The sequence below is a fragment of the Actinokineospora alba genome (genome assembly GCF_004362515.1).
GTDB classification, from domain to species: Bacteria; Actinomycetota; Actinomycetes; order Mycobacteriales; family Pseudonocardiaceae; genus Actinokineospora; species Actinokineospora alba.
In genome coordinates this window covers 5,318,565-5,338,075 of sequence record NZ_SNXU01000001.1, presented here as the reverse complement: position 1 = coordinate 5,338,075, position 19,511 = coordinate 5,318,565, and the positions used below count along the sequence as shown (strand labels likewise).

19 protein-coding genes are annotated in these 19,511 nt (G+C 67.2%); 17 read left to right on the top strand and 2 right to left on the bottom strand.

Features of this window, described 5'->3' with window-relative positions:
* Positions 1 to 5: 5 nt before the first annotated feature.
* Both C8E96_RS24525 and C8E96_RS24520 read right to left on the bottom strand, forming a co-directional pair.
* The gene (locus tag C8E96_RS24525; protein ID WP_091368616.1) at positions 6 to 254 is read right to left on the bottom strand and encodes a hypothetical protein; all 249 of its coding nucleotides are present in this window, start codon (positions 252 to 254) and stop codon (positions 6 to 8) included.
* A gap of 72 nt (positions 255 to 326) precedes the next feature.
* Entirely contained in the window at positions 327 to 935 is a 609-nt protein-coding gene (locus C8E96_RS24520) for a Pvc16 family protein (RefSeq protein ID WP_166658101.1), read from the bottom strand.
* Positions 936 to 1,117: 182 nt separating this feature from the next.
* On the opposite strand from C8E96_RS24520, the gene C8E96_RS24515 reads away from it, so the two are divergent.
* The 17 genes from C8E96_RS24515 to C8E96_RS24440 all read left to right on the top strand — a co-directional run bounded on the left by C8E96_RS24515 (position 1,118) and on the right by C8E96_RS24440 (position 19,433).
* Entirely contained in the window at positions 1,118 to 2,686 is a 1,569-nt protein-coding gene (locus C8E96_RS24515) for a phage tail sheath family protein (RefSeq protein ID WP_091368608.1), read from the top strand.
* A 27-nt stretch (positions 2,687 to 2,713) separates the two neighbouring features.
* A complete protein-coding gene (locus C8E96_RS24510; protein WP_091368604.1) occupies positions 2,714 to 3,181 on the top strand; it encodes a phage tail protein in 468 nt (155 codons plus the stop codon).
* 105 nt (positions 3,182 to 3,286) lie between these two features.
* Entirely contained in the window at positions 3,287 to 3,769 is a 483-nt protein-coding gene (locus C8E96_RS24505) for a phage tail protein (protein ID WP_091368601.1), read from the top strand.
* A 45-nt stretch (positions 3,770 to 3,814) separates the two neighbouring features.
* Positions 3,815 to 4,237 (top strand): phage tail assembly protein, encoded by a 423-nt coding sequence (locus C8E96_RS24500; protein WP_228769591.1) that lies wholly within the window; start codon positions 3,815 to 3,817, stop codon positions 4,235 to 4,237.
* Complete coding sequence (locus C8E96_RS33525; protein ID WP_324187116.1) at positions 4,231 to 4,407, top strand: DUF6760 family protein; 177 nt, start codon at positions 4,231 to 4,233, stop codon at positions 4,405 to 4,407. The genes C8E96_RS24500 and C8E96_RS33525 overlap by 7 nt, the downstream gene beginning before the upstream one ends.
* Positions 4,408 to 4,840: 433 nt before the next feature.
* Positions 4,841 to 6,856: an eCIS core domain-containing protein gene (locus tag C8E96_RS24495; protein ID WP_166658099.1), complete on the top strand. Its 2,016-nt coding sequence runs from the start codon at positions 4,841 to 4,843 to the stop codon at positions 6,854 to 6,856.
* Between the two features lie 9 nt (positions 6,857 to 6,865).
* Positions 6,866 to 7,354, top strand: coding sequence for a phage tail protein (locus C8E96_RS24490; RefSeq protein ID WP_091368589.1), 489 nt, complete (start codon positions 6,866 to 6,868; stop codon positions 7,352 to 7,354).
* Complete coding sequence (locus C8E96_RS24485) at positions 7,354 to 8,658, top strand: phage tail protein (protein ID WP_091368585.1); 1,305 nt, start codon at positions 7,354 to 7,356, stop codon at positions 8,656 to 8,658. The genes C8E96_RS24490 and C8E96_RS24485 overlap by 1 nt, the downstream gene beginning before the upstream one ends.
* A 1-nt stretch (position 8,659) precedes the next feature.
* Positions 8,660 to 10,492 (top strand): VgrG-related protein, encoded by a 1,833-nt coding sequence (locus C8E96_RS24480; RefSeq protein WP_091368581.1) that lies wholly within the window; start codon positions 8,660 to 8,662, stop codon positions 10,490 to 10,492.
* 9 nt (positions 10,493 to 10,501) lie between these two features.
* Positions 10,502 to 10,906, top strand: a complete 405-nt coding sequence (locus C8E96_RS24475; protein WP_091368576.1) for a GPW/gp25 family protein — start codon at positions 10,502 to 10,504, stop codon at positions 10,904 to 10,906.
* Positions 10,906 to 12,861 (top strand): putative baseplate assembly protein, encoded by a 1,956-nt coding sequence (locus C8E96_RS24470; RefSeq protein ID WP_091368572.1) that lies wholly within the window; start codon positions 10,906 to 10,908, stop codon positions 12,859 to 12,861. The genes C8E96_RS24475 and C8E96_RS24470 overlap by 1 nt, the downstream gene beginning before the upstream one ends.
* A gap of 893 nt (positions 12,862 to 13,754) precedes the next feature.
* The gene (locus C8E96_RS33520) at positions 13,755 to 14,711 is read left to right on the top strand and encodes a discoidin domain-containing protein (protein ID WP_228769590.1); all 957 of its coding nucleotides are present in this window, start codon (positions 13,755 to 13,757) and stop codon (positions 14,709 to 14,711) included.
* A 41-nt stretch (positions 14,712 to 14,752) separates the two neighbouring features.
* The gene (locus C8E96_RS24460; protein ID WP_091368565.1) at positions 14,753 to 15,328 is read left to right on the top strand and encodes a phage tail protein; all 576 of its coding nucleotides are present in this window, start codon (positions 14,753 to 14,755) and stop codon (positions 15,326 to 15,328) included.
* 142 nt (positions 15,329 to 15,470) lie between these two features.
* Complete coding sequence (locus tag C8E96_RS24455; RefSeq protein ID WP_228769589.1) at positions 15,471 to 16,010, top strand: response regulator transcription factor; 540 nt, start codon at positions 15,471 to 15,473, stop codon at positions 16,008 to 16,010.
* Positions 16,011 to 16,212: 202 nt separating this feature from the next.
* Positions 16,213 to 16,986: a hypothetical protein gene (locus C8E96_RS24450; RefSeq protein ID WP_133794736.1), complete on the top strand. Its 774-nt coding sequence runs from the start codon at positions 16,213 to 16,215 to the stop codon at positions 16,984 to 16,986.
* A 67-nt stretch (positions 16,987 to 17,053) separates the two neighbouring features.
* Positions 17,054 to 18,016, top strand: coding sequence for a hypothetical protein (locus C8E96_RS24445; RefSeq protein WP_091368553.1), 963 nt, complete (start codon positions 17,054 to 17,056; stop codon positions 18,014 to 18,016).
* 4 nt (positions 18,017 to 18,020) lie between these two features.
* The gene (locus tag C8E96_RS24440; protein WP_091368550.1) at positions 18,021 to 19,433 is read left to right on the top strand and encodes a hypothetical protein; all 1,413 of its coding nucleotides are present in this window, start codon (positions 18,021 to 18,023) and stop codon (positions 19,431 to 19,433) included.
* The last annotated feature ends 78 nt before the right edge of the window (positions 19,434 to 19,511 follow it).

Here is a 19,511-nt window from a genome sequence, read left to right as displayed (position 1 = left end):
CACCATCAGCGAATGACTTCCTCCCCTAACAGTGTCAATTCCGCCTGCGTTCGACTACGCAGCGTGACTGGATGCCGTGATCGGACGAGACCCGCGCTGGTCAGCGCGTGCGTCGTCAGCGGGTCGCAGAACGGCAGGCCATCGACAAAGAGGTCGGGCATCGAACCGCCCGAGAGTTCGCAGCGACCGGCGCGCACGGCACGCAGCACCGCGCGTCCTCGGTCGGACAGTTCGGTCGAGGTCGTGGTGGCCATCTCGGGCCTCCTGGCTGACTGGGGATTGGGGTAGTCCCATGCTCAGCCCCGCGAGCCTCCGACACCCTGGGGTCATCCCCTAGTCCGGGCCGCTCGGCCGGAACCCGGGGTACCGGGCATCGTGTCGGCGACGCCGAGCTCGATCCGGCGAACGGGCGGCGTGAGGTCGGTCGCCACCGACGGCACGATCGAGGTGGTGACGACCAGGTCCAGCCCGCAGCGCGGTGGAATGTCCAATGCGGACCAGATGTCCGTTCCGGCGCACGGCAGCGCCGGGTCCGCCACCGACACCGTGACCGGGAATCCGGTCGCCACGAGCGGTTCGGGCAGATGGGGTGCCTGGATCGTCTCGTGGGCAGCCAGAACCGCCACCGCGGCGCCCAGCAAGCTGTGTTCCCGGCCGACGTCCGCGGCCCAGGCGGTGAGCAGATAGCAGGTTCGATACTCGCGGGGCGCTTGCTCGCGAGCGACCACCCGGCCGGTCTCGTCGCGCCGGTCGACCCAGCCGCCAAGCCGGGTTTTCGCGTCGTCGCGCACCTGGTGCAGAAACACGTTGAGCGTCGGCGCCGTGCGCTTTTGGCCTGCCCAGGATCGCGTGGGCGTGTCGAAACTGATCGCGGTGTCCCCGGGCATCGCCGTGAGCAACAGCGAGCGCAGCGCCGAATCGAGGTGGTGGAACACGGTGGAAGTATCGGCCTCGCGTTCTGCCCCGCGGCAGGGTCTCGGCGGACAAGACCTGGGCGGTTGTCGATGCCTGATCGGGCATCCCGGTGTGCGCGTCGTCTCGGCCGTCGGGCCGTCTCCTCGGGTGGGGATCGGTGCGACGGTGATGGCCTCGCAAGTCATCACTGCTGGGAGGGCTCATGCCGACATACCTGTCACCCGGCGTCTACATGGAGGAAGTCCCGTCGGGTTCCAAGCCGATCGAAGGCGTGGGCACGGCCGTGGCGGCCTTCGTGGGATTCGCCGAGAACGGGCCGGTCAACGAACCGGTCCTGGTGACGAACTGGGAACAGTTCGTCACGACCTTCGGTGGGCCCATCGAAGATGGGTACCTCGCGCATTCCGTGTACGGGTACTTCCTCAACGGCGGCGGCGCCGCCTACGTCGTGCGGATCGGTGGTAACGGCTCCTCGGCCGCCGGGTCGGGGAAAAGCGCGCACAGCGCGGTCGACGCTCCGGTGGCTCGTGCGGAGCTTCCCGTGTCAGGCCCCGGAAAGCCGATCGTGGTGCGCGCGCTCGAGGCGGGTTCGGCGGGCAACGCCGTGCGCGTCGAGGTGCAGGAGGCATCCGAGCCCGGACCCGACGTCTTCCGGCTCGTCGTGCGCAAGGACGACCAGGAAGAGGTCTACGACAACGTCACGACCAAGCGCGGACAGTCCAATGTGCTCACCGCGGTCAAGCAGTCCAAGCTGATCGCGCTCGAGGAGGTCCGAGGGGACGAGACCAAGGCGGGCACGCTCGTCGCGCCGGAGAAGGGCGCCATGATCGCTCTCAGCGGGGGCGCCGATTCCGCGCCGCTGCGGATCTCACCGGAGGACTACGTCGGCGACGCGGCTGACCGCACCGGATTCTCCGGCCTCGAGGCGATCGACGACGTGACCATGGTGTGCGTGCCCGACCTGATGGCCGCGTACCAGTCGAAGCTGATCGACGATGAGGGCGTCAAGGCTGTGCAGTTGGCGATGATCGCGCACTGCGAGCTGATGGCGGACCGGGTGGCGATCCTGGACCCGCCGCCGGAGCTGCGCCCACAGCAGATGAAGGTGTGGCGCAACGACATCGCGGGCTACGACTCGAAGTTCGCGACGACGTACTGGCCGTGGGTCAAGGTCATGGACCCGCGCAGCGGCAAGCCGATGTTCGTGCCACCGAGTGGCCACATCGCGGGCGTGTGGGCGCGCAACGACAGCACCCGTGGGGTCCACAAAGCACCGGCGAACGAAGTGGTCCGGGGAGTGATCGACCTGCAGTCCGGACTCACCCGGGGCGAGCACGACCAGCTCAACCCGATCGGGGTCAACTGTATCCGGACTTTCCCGGGACAAGGCATTCGTGTGTGGGGCGCGCGCACGTTGTCCAGCGACCCGGAGTGGCGCTACCTCAACGTGCGGCGGCTGTTCAACTACGTCGAGAAGTCGATCCTGAGCAGCACGAACTGGGTGGTCTTCGAGCCGAACGACCGATTCCTCTGGGACTCGGTACGACGGACCATCGAGGCGTTCCTGCGGCGGGTGTGGCGGAGCGGGGCATTGTTCGGCGAGACACCCGCCCAGGCGTTCTTCGTGAAATGCGACGCGGACAACAATCCCGAGGAGAACAGGGACGCGGGCATCCTCACGGTGGACATCGGAATCGCGCCGGTCAAGCCTGCCGAGTTCGTGGTCTTCCGACTCGCCCAGTTCTCCGAAGGTTCCGAACTCTCCGAGTGATGACCGACAGGCGAATCGGAGCAGACGATGTCCCACGCGCCCGGTGCGACGCACAGCAAACCCGTACAGGTGGCCAGTGCGGGGCAGTTCATGATCTTCGTGCCGATCTGGTCCACCGGGATGGGGTTCGCCAAACTCAGCGGATTCAATTCGACCGTGGAGAGCTCGGAGTATTCCTACAACAGTTTTGTCGGGAACTTCTACTCCAGACAGTTCGGCCGCGTCAAATCACCGTCGCTGACGCTGGAGCGCGGGCTCGACAAAGTCGGCTTCGCGCAGTTGTTCGCCTGGCACATGCTGGCTCGACAGAATTCGCCGACCGCGAAGATGGTCGCCGCTTTCACGATCATGGACGCCGGGGGCGGGATAGTGCTCTCCTGCGAACTCGTGAACGCCTGGTGCGCGAAACTCGAACTCGACCCAGTGCAGGCGGGCGGCGGAAATATCGTTTCCATGCGGGCGACGATCGAATGTGATGCGGTACTGCTCACGTGAGGCGTGCCCAATAGGGAAAGCACATTTTCCCCGTGACCGACCTCGCGGGAACTGGTGTGCGACAACCGACCGACGGAGCATGATCTGAAAGAAAGGGAGACCACAATGGCCGACGCGAAAACTCAGGGCCGGGTCGTCAGCGCCGCGAGGTTCCGCCTGGAGGTTCCCATGTGGGGAACCATCGCCCTCAGCGAAATCAGCAACATCAACTCGAAAGTCGGCTCGACGGAGTACATCTACAACGATGACAAGGGCAAGACCATCCACTCGCGACAGTTCGGCAAAACCGAGCCGCCGACCGTGACCGTGAAGCGTGGTCTGGACCTCGAAGGCAACGACGTGCTGCTGAGGTGGCACGCGGCCGCCAGGGATGGGCTGAGTGAGGCCCTCGCGCCCTCCGCCAGCCTGGTCATCTCCGACGCGTCCGGCAGCGCGGATTCGGAGATCATCTATCTCCTCGAGGACGCCTGGTGCTCGGAGTTGATGATCAGCCCGATGAAGGCGGGTGACGGCCAGGTGACCTATCTCGAGGCCAAGATCACCTGCAGCAAGATCCTGTCCCCCACCGTGCAGATGAAGTCCGCGTGACCCGTCCCTGACCAGTGAGGAGCCGCACCGATGAGGCAAGCATCGATGTCTGCCGCCAGTGCGCGTCAGGCGCCGCCACAGGGCGGGGTGGTCGCGGAGCTGCCGACGGAGTATCCGTTCGTGCTGCCTCGCGGATACGTCGACGAGGACGGCGCCGTCCACCGCGACGGCGTGATGCGACTCGCCACCGCCCGCGACGAGATCGCACCGCAGTCCGATTCCCGGGTACGGGAGAACCCGGCCTTCCTCACCGTGCTGCTGCTGGCGAACACGGTGACCAGGTTGGGCTCCGTGCACTCGGTCGACACCTACGTCATCGAGAGCCTCTTCGCCTCCGATCTGGCGTTCCTGCAGGACCTCTACCGGCGGATCAACCAGGCGGGCCACACCGAGGCCGACGTCGTCTGCCCCAGTTGTGGGCACGCTTTCGGTGTCGATGTCGCGGGTGAGGCGCCGGGGGAATCCTGACGTACACGGCCGACCGACTCTGGGAGGAGGTCGTGTACGTCGCGTACTACCTGCACTGGTCCTTCCCGGACATCTTGGGGCTGGAGCATCCGGCCCGGACCAGGGTGATCGAGGAGATAGGAAAGATCCACGCGCAGTCCCCGGCACCGCCGGGCACCCACGAATGGTGAGCAGCACGGGAGGCAGCCGATGAACTGGAGCTTCTGGCGTCGACGCCGGACAGCCGTTCCAAGCGCCCCCGTGTCTGCCACCGGGGGTGCGGGCTTCCCCCCGCCGCGAGGGGATTGGGCCCGCGTCGCCCACCTTCGCCCGACCACCTCGCCACGACCGCCGACGCTGGCGCCGATCCTGCGGCCACCCGACATCGCGGGCACCCGTCCGCTGCCGCGGCCGCTGCCGCCGCTACGGCACCCGGCCGCATCCGGTCGAGTGACCGGGATCGCGCGAGCAGTACCGCGGCGCGCGACCACCGATGCCGGCGATGGGCCGCCCGCGCCAACTCCCGCCTTGAGGCCGGGGCCGGCGTCGGTTCGGCACGCCGAAGCAGGCGGGCAGGCCGCCGAGTCGCCGCCCGAAAAGCCTGTGGCGCCGCGGGTCCTGCCAGTGGTCGAACATCCGCCACACCCGGCCCCGGAGTTGATTCACGCGGTCGACGAGTACTTGGGCGAACCCCAGGTACCGGCCATTCCGCACCGAAGCACGGCGAAGTACGACCGGATGGTCGACTCCCTGCGGGCCCAGGCCGAGTCCGGGATGGCCGCGTTCAATCTGAGCATGTTCGACGGATTCGCCCAGAGCGACGCCGGTCTCTCGTCGGTCGCGCCCCCGCCGCCGGACAACCTCGACACGCCCGCGACGCCGGCGCCCGACCGGACGATTCGCCGGCACACACTCGCGCAGAGCCGCAGGATGGGCTTGTCCGCCAAGCGCGCCGAGGACAGCGCAAAGCCTGACGCACCACGGGGCGAGGCGGATGAGCCCACCACGACGGAGGGCGAGGCGGAACCAGCAGAAGAAGTCGAGGCCGCGGCTCCGGTAGCTACTCCCAGGCCGCCCAGGACTGATCCGCAGTCCGCGCCGATCCCCGCTCCGGGACCGGCGCGGTCGCGAAGTGGCGGTCCAGCCGCCGTCGTGGATCCGCCTCCCGCACCCAAGCTCGGACTCGGGGCACCGCTCACCCACGCACCGCGCACCGCCGAACGCCGGCAGGCGCGCGACCCGCGGTCCGTCGCACCGCCTGGTGCGGTCGGGGTGGCGCCAACGCCACCCGCGACCGTCCCATCGCCACCCGCGGCCCGCACCAACGAGTTCCCGCGCGTGCCTGCCCCGTCGCCGACCACCACCGTCACGCCTGGCGCGCCACCCTCGGCGGTGCCACCAGTGTCGGCGCACCTGCCGGACCCGTCACCCGAGGTGCTTCCGTTGCCCAACGCGCTTCCGTCGACGACGGCGGTTCCGTTGATCCCGCCTGCCGCGTCCTCCCCCGTCACCGCGGGCCTGGCGCAGGCGCCGGACCCGGCGGCCAAGGCGGTTCCGTTGATCCCGTTCGTTGCCTCCTCGCCGGTCACGGCCCGCAGCTCGCCACCGGTCGACACGACACCGACGCTGTCGCGGCCGACCACGCCCGTCTACCGCGCGGCGCTGGACGTGTTGCCCCCGCGTGTCGAGGAGACCACCCCACCGCCGGGCGGCGAAGGCGCCACGGTCACCGTCTCGGTGCCGGGTGAGGTGGCAGGGGCTTTCCGCACCCATTTCGGCGTGGACGTGAGCACCGTGGCCATCCACCGTGGTCCGGCGGTGTCGAAGATGGCGACCTCGTTGGCCGCCAAGGCTTTCGCCCACGGCGGTGACGTGTACTTGCCCGACGAACTGGGCGACGTGTCGAGCCACGACGCCCGGTCGCTGCTCGCGCACGAACTGGTTCACGCCACACAGCAACGGATGCTGGGCGGCGGACTGCCTACAGAGGACAGTGCCGAAGGCAGGCAGCTGGAGGAGGCGGCGGTGGCGACCGAACAATGGTTCCGGGGCGCGCGGGCCGAGCCACCCACGCTGATCCACCGGCCCGCTCCCGCCGCGGTGACGGCCGACGAACTCGCCGCCTACGTGCGGGGTATGGGGAACGAACTCGCCGCGCTCCCGTCGTCGGCTGAGGGAACCTTTGTGCAGCGGGCACAGTCGGAGACACAAACCCACGTCGTCGACGAGCTGCGGCGGATCATCGAATCCGGCGAAACAGACGGCGGCTCGCACTTCTCCCCCGCCGGGATACCTGCGATGACGGAACCACCGGGCCCGCGGATTGAGCAGATGTCCTTGCCACAGGGCGACTCCGGGTGGAGTTCCCCGATATGGGTGGAGCCATCGCGTGATCACGAGGCCGTCGCGGTCATGGCCCCGGTGCTCGCCGAGATGGCGGCGGCGACCAAGCGGATCGACCAGCTCGAGGGTTCGCTCGCCCAGCTCAACACCCACGTCGCGGAGTCCGAGGTCGACCTGCACAGTCCACGTTCGATGGATGCCCTCGCGGACAAGCTCTACCGGCACGTTCGAAGCAGGCTGCGCCACGAGCTGATCATCGACCGGGAACGCAGCGGTCGACTGACGGATTTCCGATAGGGGCACACGATGAGCAGAAGCATGTTGCCACTCAAGGCCGCTCAGGGGCTCGGCCTCTCCGGCGATGTCGGCATGAGCCACCAGTTCCGGGTGACCATCGATTCCGGTACCTACGACCTCGGCACGTGGACGAAGGTCGCCGGGCTGACGGTCAACTTCGGGTCGTGTCAGTACCGCTGCGGGGAGGACAACGAGATGATGACCTTTCCCGGCAATGCCAAGTACGGCAACGTGAAGCTCGCCAGGGCCGCGTGCTCGGACTCCCAGACCGTACAGAAATGGCTGATCGAGACGGCCAGGAAAATCGTCCCGCTCAGCGGTGAGATCCAGATGATCAACTCGATGTTCCTCACGGTGGCGAGCTGGGAACTCAAGGAGTGCTACCCGATCAGCTGGTCCATCACCGAGTTCGACGCAGGCAACTCCAGGCCGGCTCTGGAGACCCTGGAACTGGCCCACACCGCCTTCCTGCCCGCCGAACTGAGGGCGGGATTCTGATGCCCCAGCTACCCACCCTCCCGAAGTCGCCGCTCGCCAAGTCGAAGTCGGGGACCCCGATTGCCAGGCGCCACTCCCTGGGCCTCAGCATGCGGTTCAAGGTCACCGTGTACGCGGGCAACGGTTTGCAGATGGCGCTGGGCAGGTGGTCCGGCTGCTCCGGTCTCGGTCTCACCCTGAAGATCGACGAGTACGCCCCCGGCGGCGACTACGACGGCGTCCAGCGGTTCCCGGACCGCGTGACCTACGGCCAGGTCACCCTGGAGCGCGCGATGGAGTCGGAGAGTTCCGATGCGCTGCACAAGTGGCTGCAGCACGTGATCAAAAACTGGGTGAACGCCGACGACGCGGGCGCCGCGGCCAATCCGGGCAGCACCGTCACCATCGAGATGCTCAGCGCGAGCGACTGGAAGCCGATCTACAAGTGGACGCTGCAGGACGCCATCCCGGTGGCGTGGTCCGGACCGACGCTCTCGGCCAAGGGCGGCGACGTGGCGATCGAGAAACTTGTCCTCTCGCACAACGGTGTGACCGGAAGCAAGTCCGGCGGCGCCTCGCCCGCGACCAGCCCGGCGGCCAAGGGGACGACCGGCAAGGACGGCAAGCTGAAGGTCATGCTGCTGTCGTCGACCCAGGTTGACGCGACGGTGACCGGCCCCCCGATGGAATTCGCGTACAACCCGCAGAAGGTATCGCTCAGCAAGACGGTCCAGATCAGGACGCCCGGACTTGTCACGACGGAGTCCCGTGAGCAGCAGGCCATCGATCCGGGAACGCTGTCCATCACGCTCTCCGACCTCCGCGTCGAGGGCGTATCGAGTGTGCAAGCCACGGTGGCCAAGTTGTTCACCTGGCTCGGCGCGGAATCCAGCGCGACGGCCAAGGGCGGGAGCGGCACGACAGCCGCGGGCACGGGCGCCGACGAACCGAAACAGGAGATCAAACACCTCCGGATCGTGATGGGCGCGGGCGGTGGCCGACGATCGCCCATCAACTTCCGGGCCGTACTGAAGTCCGTCACCGTCAACTACACCAGGTTCACCCGCACCGGTCTGCCCAACCGCGCGAATGTCCAACTCACGCTGCAAGAGGTGGAACCAGCCAAGAAGGGAACCAACCCGACATCGGGTACTCGGGAAAGCGGGCGGGCACATACCGTCACCGCGGGGGATTCGCTCCCGAGCATCGCCAAGGAGACCTACGGGACCCCGGCGGCGTGGCGACGGATCGCCGAGGAGAACGGGATCGACGATCCGCTTCGGGTGCGCAACGGCAAGCCATTGCTCTTGCCAGGAGTGGGCTGACATGGGCGCGCAGCCGGGCCAGGAATCTCTCAAGGCGAGTCTCATCAGAGTCGTCCCGACGATCCTGATCGGGTCCGTCGCGCTGTCGAAGGAGGCATGCGGCAAGCTGGATCGGGTTGTCGTGGACAGCCACCTGCACCTTCCCGACATGTTCGAGGTCACGTTCGCCGCTGGTCCGAGCGAGATCACCGCACTGACCCGTGTCACGATCGGCGATCCGGTCACCATCCGTGGCGCCGCGCCTGCGGGCAGGACAGCCGCCGAGCTCATCGTCGGCGAGGTGACCTCGATCGAGGCGATGTTCACCGACTCCATGCAGACCGTGATCCGGGGATATTCCGCCGATCATCGCCTGCAACGCGCGCGCCGGACCCGCACGTTCCTCAACAGCAAGGTGTCCGACATCGCCCGAAGGATCGCCGTCGAGGCCGGGTTGACGATCGGGGAGATTCAGCAGACCCGGACCGCGCACGACCACATCGGTCAGGTCAACCAGACGGACTGGGAGTTCCTGAGCGGACAGGCGGGCCCGCTCGGCTACGAAATCGGGGTGACTGAAGGAAAATTCTTCTTCCGCAAGGCCGCGAGCCCGGCCGGCACCGCCGCGCCGCCGATCACGCTGACCTATCCCGACAACCTGAGGTCATTCCTCCCCCGTGTTACGGCGGGCAACCTGGCCGCGGAGGCCGAGGTCCGGGTCTGGGATCCGCTTTCCGCGACAGTGAAGGTCGGCACGACACCGGTCCAGACATCTTCGGCGCGGCTGAACGGTTCGACCCCCGCTCAACTCGCCCGACTGTTCGACAAAGGGCCGGCGGCCCAGCCTGCCGGAAAGGGCGCCCAGCCAGGCATGGGGCCGGAACCGAGCACCAAGGCCTTCGTCGTGTCGGATCGGCCGATGGCGACCGGTGCGGCGATCGGAGTCGCCGCGCAGGAGATCGCGAGCGGTGTGGCCGAACACCTCGGCGGCACCTTCGCTGAGGCCGAGGGGGAAGCCATCGGCGACCCGCGGCTGCTCGCGGGCACGGCGGTGACCGTCGCCGGGGTCTCCCGGATCTTCGCGGGCAGCTGGGTTCTCACCAAGGCACAGCACGTCTTCGACGTGGCCGGGTACCACACCCGCTTCGAAGTCAGCGGAAGTCAGCAGCGATCGCTGCTCGGCCTCACCTCGGCAGCGGCCCGGCCGCAGCCGACGGTGTCCGGTCTGGTGTGCGGTGTGGTCACCAACGTCATGGACCCGTTGCGCAAGTGCCGGGTCAAGGTGTGTCTGCCCTGGCTGTCGCCGAGTTATGAATCGGACTGGGCACCCGTCATGCAGTTCGCCGCGGGTGAGCGCGGCGGCGCGATGTTCGTCCCGGACGTCGGGGACGAGGTGTTGGTCGGCTTCGAGTTCGGCGACCCGCAACGTGCGTACGTGCTCGGAGTGATGGTCAACAATCGCAGCAAGTACCGGCCTGGCGGCGAGCCGGTCAAGGCCACAGGTCAGACCGCGGCTGTCGTCTGGCGCGGCTTCGCGGGAGCGTCGGGCACCATGCTCGCCTTCCACGACGAGGTCCAACCGCCTGCTTCGGAGGTGATCCTCGGTACGCAGGACGGCACCATGACGCTGACCATCGACAAGCAGAAGAAGACCGTCCGGCTCAACAGTTCCCAGCCGTCGGGCTCGGTCACCGTCGAGTGTGGACCGTCGGGAACCATCAACATCAAGGCGGGCGCGGGCGGCACCGTGAACATCGATGGCGGTGCCCGACTGAATCTCACCGCGCAGACAGGCATCAAGATCGAAAGCCAGGGCATCGTGGAAATCAAGGGCGCGCAAGTCAAGCTGAACTAGGAGAACGACGTGACCACCGACTTCACCGGCGCGGGATGGACCTTTCCGCTCGATTTCACCGCGAGCCGCGGAGTCGCGCTGGCCAATGGAACCCGCAAGATCGAGCAGTCCATGCGGCTGATCCTCACCACCTACCCCGGCGAACGGCCCATGCGGGCGAACTTCGGCGCGCGCCTGCGCGACTATGTCTTTCGCGGGGCGACCCTGGACAACGCCGCCGCACTGTCGGAGGAAGTGCGACGCGCCTTGGACTTCTGGGAGCCGCGGGTCGACATCGAGGGCGTGGACGTGTATCCGGACGAGGACAGCGCGAGCCTGCTCTACATCGATATCCAGTATGTGGTGAAGGCGACGAACGACCACCGGAACTTGGTCTTCCCCTTCTACACCATCCCTGAGCACGAGGAGGACTGATGGCGCTCCCGACTCCCAACCTCGATGACCGCAGCTTCCAGGACCTCGTCGACGAGGCCAAGCGGATGGTGATGCGGCGCTGTCCGGAGTGGACGGACCACAACGTGTCCGACCCCGGGGTCACGCTGATCGAGACCTTCGCCTACATGACCGACCAGTTGCTGTACCGCCTCAACCGGATTCCCGACCGGCACTATGTGAAGTTCCTCGATCTGCTCGGGTTGCGCATCCTCCCGCCGACCCCGGCGCGCGCACCGGTCACCTTCTGGCTGTCGACACCCGCGCAGACCTCCCTGTCGATCCCCGCGGGCACCCAGGTCGGGACCGTCCGCACGGAGAACGACGAGGCGATCGTGTTCGCACTTCGCGACGACCTGGACATCCGACCGTGCGAGCTGCGGTTCGTCCGGACCCAGGAAGCGGGCGGGCAGGAAACGGTGAACCGCACCCAGCGGATGGAGACCAACGTCGCCTTCGGCGCGTTCGGCGACGAACCCGGCGTCGGCGACGTTCTTCTCCTGGGGCTGAGCGAGGCCGTCCCGAACTGCGCGGTGCGACTCGACTTCACCGGGGCGGCCAAGGGCGTCGGCGTCAATCCGAAGCACCCGCCGCTGGTGTGGGAGGCCTGGACGGGCACCCAGTGGACCGAGTGCCTGGTGACGCTGGACGAAACCGGGGGCCTGAACGCCTCCGGCTCGATCATCGTGCACCTCCCGGCCGAGCACAGAATCAGCGTGGTGGACGAGGACCGAGCCGGGTGGCTGCGGGCGAGAGTGGTACCGCCGCTGGAAGGTCAGCCGTCCTACAGTGCCTCCCCTTCGGTCGAAGGGCTTTCCGCGTGCACGGTGGGCGGAACCGGCGAGGCGATCAACGCCGAGATCGTCGTGAACGAGGTGCTCGGTGAGGCTGAAGGGGTGGCGGGACAAGTGTTGTCGTTGTCAGCCAGGCCCGCGTTGGCAGGCGTGGTGGATGCGGTCGTCGAGGTGAGCGGGGACGATGGCTGGACCCAGTGGCGCGCGGTCGACAACTTCGCCATGAGCGGGCCCACCGACCGCCATGTCGTGCTCGACTCGTTCGCCGGTGAGGTCCTGTTCGGCCCGGTCGTGCGCAATCCAGACGGCGGCGTGTCGCATCACGGCGCCGTACCGCCGAAGGGTGCCATCGTCCGAATCCGGGAGTACGCGATCGGTGGCGGCGCCCGGGGCAACGTCGGCACCGGAGAGATCCAGACCCTGAAGTCCTCGATTCCCTTTGTCGCCGCCGTGGAGAACCTGGCTCCCGCGCAGGGCGGTGTCGACGGTGAGACCCTGGATGAGGCGAAGAGCCGCGGGCCGCTGCTGTTGCGGACCCGCGATCGCGCGGTGACCGCCGAGGACTACGAGGTGTTCGCCCGCGATGCCGCGCCGGAGCTGGCGCGGGTGCGCTGCCTCACCGCGGGCGAGGCCGATGTCGCGGCGGGCGCGGTCAAAGTGCTGGTGGTGCCCGCCGCCGCACGCACTGACGATCGCATCCGGTTCGCCGATCTGGTGCCCACGACCGCCGTTCTCGATCGGATCGCCAGTCGCCTCGACGAAGTCCGGCTTATCGGAACCCGCGTCCTGGTGGAGCCGCCCCGCTACCGGGGGGTGACGGTGGTGGCGCGGCTGATCGCCCGGCCGCGGGTCGCGGTGGACCGGGTGCGGGAGGAGGCGACGGCGGCTCTCTACCGGTTCCTCGATCCCCTGCCGGGTGGCGGGCCGGACGGAACGGGATGGCCGTTCGGCCGCCCGGTGCTGTCGGGCGACGTCTACGCCGTCCTGCAGCACGTGCGCGGCTTGGAGCTGGTCGAGGATGTCCGGCTGTTCACCGCGAATCCGGTGACCGGTGAGCGTGGTGCGGAGACCGGTCGGGTCGACGTCGAGCCCAACAGCTTGATCTTTTCCTTCGAACACAAGGTCCGGGTTGAAGGGCGATGACGGACCGCGCGGGGGCCGGTGGTGAGAGGCGGCGAGTGGCGATGATGATCTGCGAGGACTGCGGGTTCCGCAACAAGGACAACGATGCGTTCTGCGGGTCCTGCGGAAGTTTCCTGGAGTGGTCCGGTGAGAAGGTGGAGACCACGGTCTCCCCCGAGTTGGTCGCGGAGGCCGACGAAGAGGCCGCCTCGCCGCGCGCGGGCTTCATCCAACGAGTGCAGAACTCGGTCCGAACGGTGCTCGCGGGCCCGACTGTCATGGCCAAGGACGGCGGCGCGATGGCGGGTCCCGGCTTTGGCGGGTTCGGCGGCGGCCTCGGAGGCCCGCCTGGGCTCGGCAAGCCACCCGGTCTCGGCGGACCCCCCGGCCTTGGTGGACCACCTGGGCTCGGTAAACCACCCGGTCTCGGCGGACCCCCCGGCCTTGGTGGACCACCTGGGCTCGGTAAACCACCCGGTCTCGGCGGACCCCCCGGCCCTGGTGGACCACCCGGGCTCGGTAAACCACCCGGTCTCGGCGGACCCCCCAGCCCTGGTAAACCACCCGGGCTCGGTAAACCACCCGGTCTCGGCGGACCGCCCAGCCTCGGGGGGCCACCCGGCGCGGGTGGGCCACCGACCCTCGGCCGTCCACCTGGCCTTCTCGGACCCCCCGAGGCAGGCGGACCACCACGCGGCCTCGGAAAACCGCCCAGCCTCGCTGAACCATCCGAAGTGGACGAACTGCCTCGAACGACCGGTGTACCCGATGTTCTGCGACCACCGGATCCACCGAGCCGCCCTCCTGGTGGCATCGGCTTTCCCGGTGCGGCGGACGATGCCGAAAACCCGACCGATGACTCGACCGATGACTCGACCGATGACGATTGGCTCGACAAGCTGGACGTCGACGAGGTGAGCCCCGGTCCAGGTGAGTTGCGCCCTGGCCCGATCGACACCGAAGTCGGCGCGTTGGCCGCGCCAGTCGTCGGAAAGGCCGCGGCGTCGGACGCCCAGACCCGGCTGGACGAGATGCTTCCGCAGGCCGCGCAGCGACGAGTCGCGCCAGTGCGCAAGCAGGGCCCGACCCGCAAGCTCATGCCGGGCGACCTGGTGTGCGGCGAGTGTGGCGAGGGCAACCGCCCGCCGCGCAAGTTCTGCCACCGGTGCGGGGAGTCCCTCCTGCGGGCTGAGGTGGTCAAGCCGCCGTGGTGGCGGCGCGTCTTCCGATCCCGCACGAAGGTCAAGAAGGCAGGTACGCGACCGAGGAACCGGGGGGCCGGGGGCACCCGTTCGAGGGTCAACCTCCGCGGACTGTTCCGGAAGGTGCGGGGAGTCGCCGCCGTGGCACTGGTGTTGAGCGGTGTCCTGTTCGGCGTCTACCCGCCTTTCCGCACCTATGTGATGAGTCAAGTCCAGTCGCTCAGGAACACGGTGACCGAGGCGCTCCCGAGTCCTGACTCTCCCGTGCGGCCCGCTGTCACCGAGGCCAACGGGGCATTGGACACCCATCAGGCGACCTCGGCCTTCGACCTGGCGACCAACACCTACTGGGCCGCACCGTGGGCCACGGGCGACCGGCCGAAGCTCACGATCGACCTCGGCAAGACGGTTGCCTTGCGCAAGCTGATCATCACCGCGGGCGGGGGCGCCGACTTCGCGACCCACCATCGGCCCGCGCGGCTGCACCTGGCGTATTCGAACGAACGGAACGAGTCGGTCGCCGTGCAGGACACCCCGCAACCGCAGGAGATCGAACTGCAAGCCGGGCTCGGCGCGAAAACCCTCACCATCGAGGTGTTGGACGTTCACCAGGCGGCGGGCGCGAGCGCGGTGGCCATCACGGAGATCGAGCTCTTCGGCATCGGCTGACTGCGGGAGTGCGGACCACGCCTACTACAGAAGGAGAAACGATGCGGGCAGCGGCACCAGGACTCGGCACTCCGTATCCACTGGGCACCCTGCTGCCCCCCGTGCTGCAGGAAGACGCCGTCGCGATGCGGATCACGGCCGCGTTGGACGAGGTGCTGACGCCTGTGATCGCCACCCTCGACTGCCTGTGGTGCTACGTCGATCCGGCCCTGGCGCCACCGGACTTCCTCGACTGGCTCGCCGGGTGGGTCGGCGTGACGCTCGACGAGAACTGGTTGATGGAGCACCGGCGCGCAACGGTGGCCCACGCGGTCGACTTACACCGGGCCAGGGGCACCGCACGTGGATTGCGGGCATACCTTGAGGCTGCCACAGGTGGGCGGATAGACGTCGTCGACTCGGGCGGCGTCGCGGTGTCCACCACGCCGGGCGGCGCGCTGCCGGGCAGCGACCAACAGCGGCTGACGGTCCGCGTTTGCCCACCGCGGTCCGGTTCGGTCGATGTCTCGACCGTCGAGAAGCTGGTGGCCGAGGCGAAGCCCGCCCATGTCCTGCATCAGGTCGAGCTCGTGGCCCAGCTGCACGATAAGGCAACAGTGCAGCCGATAGGTGCCTGATAAGGACGCTCCGCAGACTGCTTTCGTACCAGCAGCCAAGCGGGGAGGACGACCGATGACCAGACGTATTCCTACTTATGTTCGAAGCCTCGACATGATCTCGGCAGCCGGTCTCACGGCCACTTTGCACACATGCCCCGAAGTGGCGGTCGTCAGCGCGGAGGAAGTCGATTCCGGGACCGTGGGTGTCATCGCCGCGACGGCGCTCGACGACGCGACGATCGACCTGATCAAGGACGTTCGAGCGCTCGGTTGCAGGCAGTTCGTGTTGATCAGCAGTGTGGAACAGGACATGACGCTGATGCACGCCGTGGAACTCGGCGTGTGTGCCGTCGCCGGACGGGCCGAAGCGACGGCGACCCGGCTGGTCCAGCTTCTCCGGGTCGCCGCGGAGGGCGAGGCGACCATGCCCGCCAACGTCCTGGGCAGGCTGCTCAAGCACGTGTCCCGTCTGCAGCACGACGTCCTGGCGCCGCAGGGGCTCAACGTCGTCGGCTTGTCCGATCGGGAAACCGAGATGTTGCGACTGGTCTCCCGCGGGATGAGCACCCGCGAGATCGCGGGCGAACTCAACTACTCCGAACGCACCGTGAAAAACGTGCTGCATGGCGTCACCACGAGATTCCAACTGCGCAACCGGTCGCACGCGGTGGCCTACGCGTTGCATGAAGGTCTCATCTGACCGACTCGGAAATGCCCGGAGATGCACATCCTTTGGCCCCAACAACTGGGACCGAATTACCTCGATGGCCCCGCTCGGGCGCTGGAGACTCTGGGTGGCAGACCACATTGGCGACGGCCACTCAAGATCATCGAACCGATCCTGAAAGGAACGAACAACGATGGAAACGCTGATCGAGGTTTCGGGTTTCAACCCCAGTTGGATGGCATCGCCATGGTACGAGTGGTCCGACGCGCAAAGCGCGACCGTCTGGGCGGTGCAGGCGATGAAGATCACCGCTGCCGGGCTGCACCAGCGGGGCGCGGACGACGGCGCCACCTGGACCGACTTCACCCGACAGCTCGACACCACCTTCGGCCGGTCGGACTGGGGCACCAACGCGATCGTGCAGCGGGTGCTCTACGCCGCGGCGGAGATGGACCGGAACAACCCGCTTCGGCTGACCGACGAACAGTGGCTCTACGCGGGCACCATGGCGCGCACCGCGCTGGAGACCTGGCACCAGGACACCACCGACCTGGTCGGGCTGGCCGCGCACCTCGGAGTGGACCCGGTGCAGATCGGCTGGGTGGCGGCACCGGCGGCCGAGCAGCCCGAGTTCGCCAGGGATTTCGCCAGCTACGTCAGCTACTACCTGAGTGAGGGTGGCGGCCTGCCCGACGCGGCGACCATCGGCTCGTGGTTCGGCAAGGATCTCTGGCCCGAGGCGATCGTGGCCCGGTTCCAGACCGACTTCCCCACGGGTGTGTCCACTCCGGACGGCACCGTCCTGTCGATGGACGAGATCGGCAGGTTCTACCTCGGGGCGAAGGCATGGGAGGCGACGAACCAGCTTCAGGACGAGGAGATCGATCCCAAGTTCGTCGAGGAGATTCTCGCCCTCTTCCAAAGCGAGGAGCCGCTCGACGAGGCGGGGATGGCGAAGGTCAAGGAAGCGGTCGACGCGGGCATCATCACCTTCGAAGACGACGACTGACCATTCTGGACTCGAATGCCCGACGACCACGGCCGAAGGAATTTGTCGAGAATAGCTGGGATGCGCGATGGCTGCCCCTTTTGACCCGACCACCTTGATCACGGCAGTGCCGGTCACCCTGAACGCCGGCCTCAATATCGTCAACACCGCCATGACAATCAGTGAAAAGTTTGCGATCGCTCAAGCTCAGTACAACAGGTTCCACCTCACGGAGCTGTCCGAGATTCGCACCACGCTGCCGGATGACGAAAAAGACGGGCACATGGTCGAATTCAGATTGCGGGATCTGGATGCCCAACCGTTCACGACCCGGCTCGAGTACACGCGGCATTGCCGGGTAGCAGGCGTCCGGCGCGTTCGCCATCGCCTGGATCTACGGTTGACGGGATCAGTCGCGCCGTACGTCGCGGTCTACAAGGACCGGCTTTCCCCGACCTCCTGGGACGAAATTGTGGAGCCCGCGGTGGACCGCGACGGGAAACCGATCTACGGCTTCGCGCATGTCAGCCTCGGGATCGGTGACAATCCCGGTATGAAAACGTTCCCATTCAGCAAGTTCAACGATCTCACCGTATTCAACTGGCAGGTCTCACTCAGACGCAGTGGTGTTCTCGAGTTCACTTGGACAGCCACCTCGAGCGGGCTCGCTCCGGGCGGCATGCCGCTCGCGCTCAGCAAGGCCAAGAGCGGGCGCTTTCTGCTCACCGATGGCGGCGTGCTGACCCCGGTCGGTGCGGACTCCCGAAAATACTTCAAGATCCACCCCCTCGTGGTCCCCGCCCCCTTTCCCGAACTGCCCGCACGCGAGATCGTCTCGACCCGCCGGGAGCCGGAGGGAGCCCAGGCGCGGATCTTCCCGGAAAGCGTGCAGGACAAGCGTGGCCGCAAGACTCGATTCAAGAGCGGGCAGGCACGCGACGCCGCCCACGCCGTGCCGCGCGAGGGAAGCCCGGAAGGTGAACCCGAGCAGCCGAGGAAAACCGGCGTGGCGAGGCTGTTCCGGCGGATGACCGGGCGATCAAGGAGGTAAGACCATGCAGTCCCAGGAGAAGATCGATCGCAACATGCTGCTCTTGGACGCCCAGGCACTTCTGCAGCAGTGGAGGAGCCAGGTGGCCGATGGCGTGACCCTCACCGCTGTCGCGAACCTGGACCACAAATGGGGCGCGGGGATACACAGTGAGCTCCTGGCGGTGCTCAACGAACGCCTCGGGGATCAGGATTCCACTCCGGCGCACTTTCCGCCGAGCCTGGCCTGGACCGCACTGGACACCTTGCTGAAACGGAGTGAGGAGCGACAGCAAACCAAAGGAAAGGAAAAAGACGGCCATCCCGTATCGTACGACCGCGAAGCCGGCCCAGGTAGTGCCATCGTCCAGGTCGACGAGGAATCGGAATCGGAATCCGAAGACGGCGGTTTCGTCATCAAAGGAGACGACGAAACCGAATCTGAATCAGACACCTTTGTCGTCAAAGAGCTGACCACGAAGGCCCGCCCACCCCAGGGGCTCGACGTCGAAAGAGTCACACTCGCCGACCTCGGCGACCTTCGCGAACGTTTACGCCGAGAAATGCCGCTGAAAGCCTTCATCCTGTCCAGCCGGACGAAATGCAGAGGCTTCGTGGCCCGCACTATAGACGTCAGCGCGATTCCGCTGCCCGTGCACGTGGCCACCGGCGCGTTCCCGCAGTTCTCATTCCCGGATCAGATCACCGGCCTGTTGGTCAACGATACCTTCAACACCAAATTCGATGACCCGCAGTGGGCCGGCGTCATGCTGGCCGACAGCGAGATGGAGCGACTGCCGCGGATGCTCGCCGCCCAGCGCCAACATGGACAGCGCCCGCGCCTCGACCAGAACCCGGGCGTCGACCGGAAGCGGGAAGGCCTGCGCGACACCGAGCGCGACGATCCCGAAGGCGAGCTGTCCGTTCTTCCTTTTGTGGCGCAGCTGGACGAGGAGATCGCCCCTGGGCTCCATCGACGTCGAACCTACCGCCGGGGCAAAGGACGGATCCGCGTTCTCCACCGCAATCGGGTCATCGGCTTCCTCCCCAGGAAACGGGAGAAATTCGACATCGGAATCATGTGCAAGTTCCGCGGCTACAAGGTCGTCAAGATCGGAGAGCACGACCTCGAGCCCGAGAACCAGCTGCGACTGATGATCGGCGCGCGCGGGTTCGTCCCGTTCGCCGGTGTCGCGGATTGCCGGGTCGACGTGCCCGCCGACGCGACGGGGTTCACCGTCAACCTGGTGCTGGAGTCGAGAGCGGGCAACGTGGTCGGCTCGCAGTACCCGCGCGTTCTGCTGGACTGGCAAGCCCAGCCGACCTGGCCGGGCGGCGCGGCACCACAAGCCGGGGTGGCGGGCCGGATCGAGATCGACCTGATCAACCGCACCCTCAAGGCGGACGCGTCGACCGTGAAGTACTTTGGTCGATTCTGAACCGCCCCTGGGGGCACAGGGACCAGCACTAGGGACCGACCCTAGGGACATGACGGCGGCTGGCGGGCAGCCTCGAAA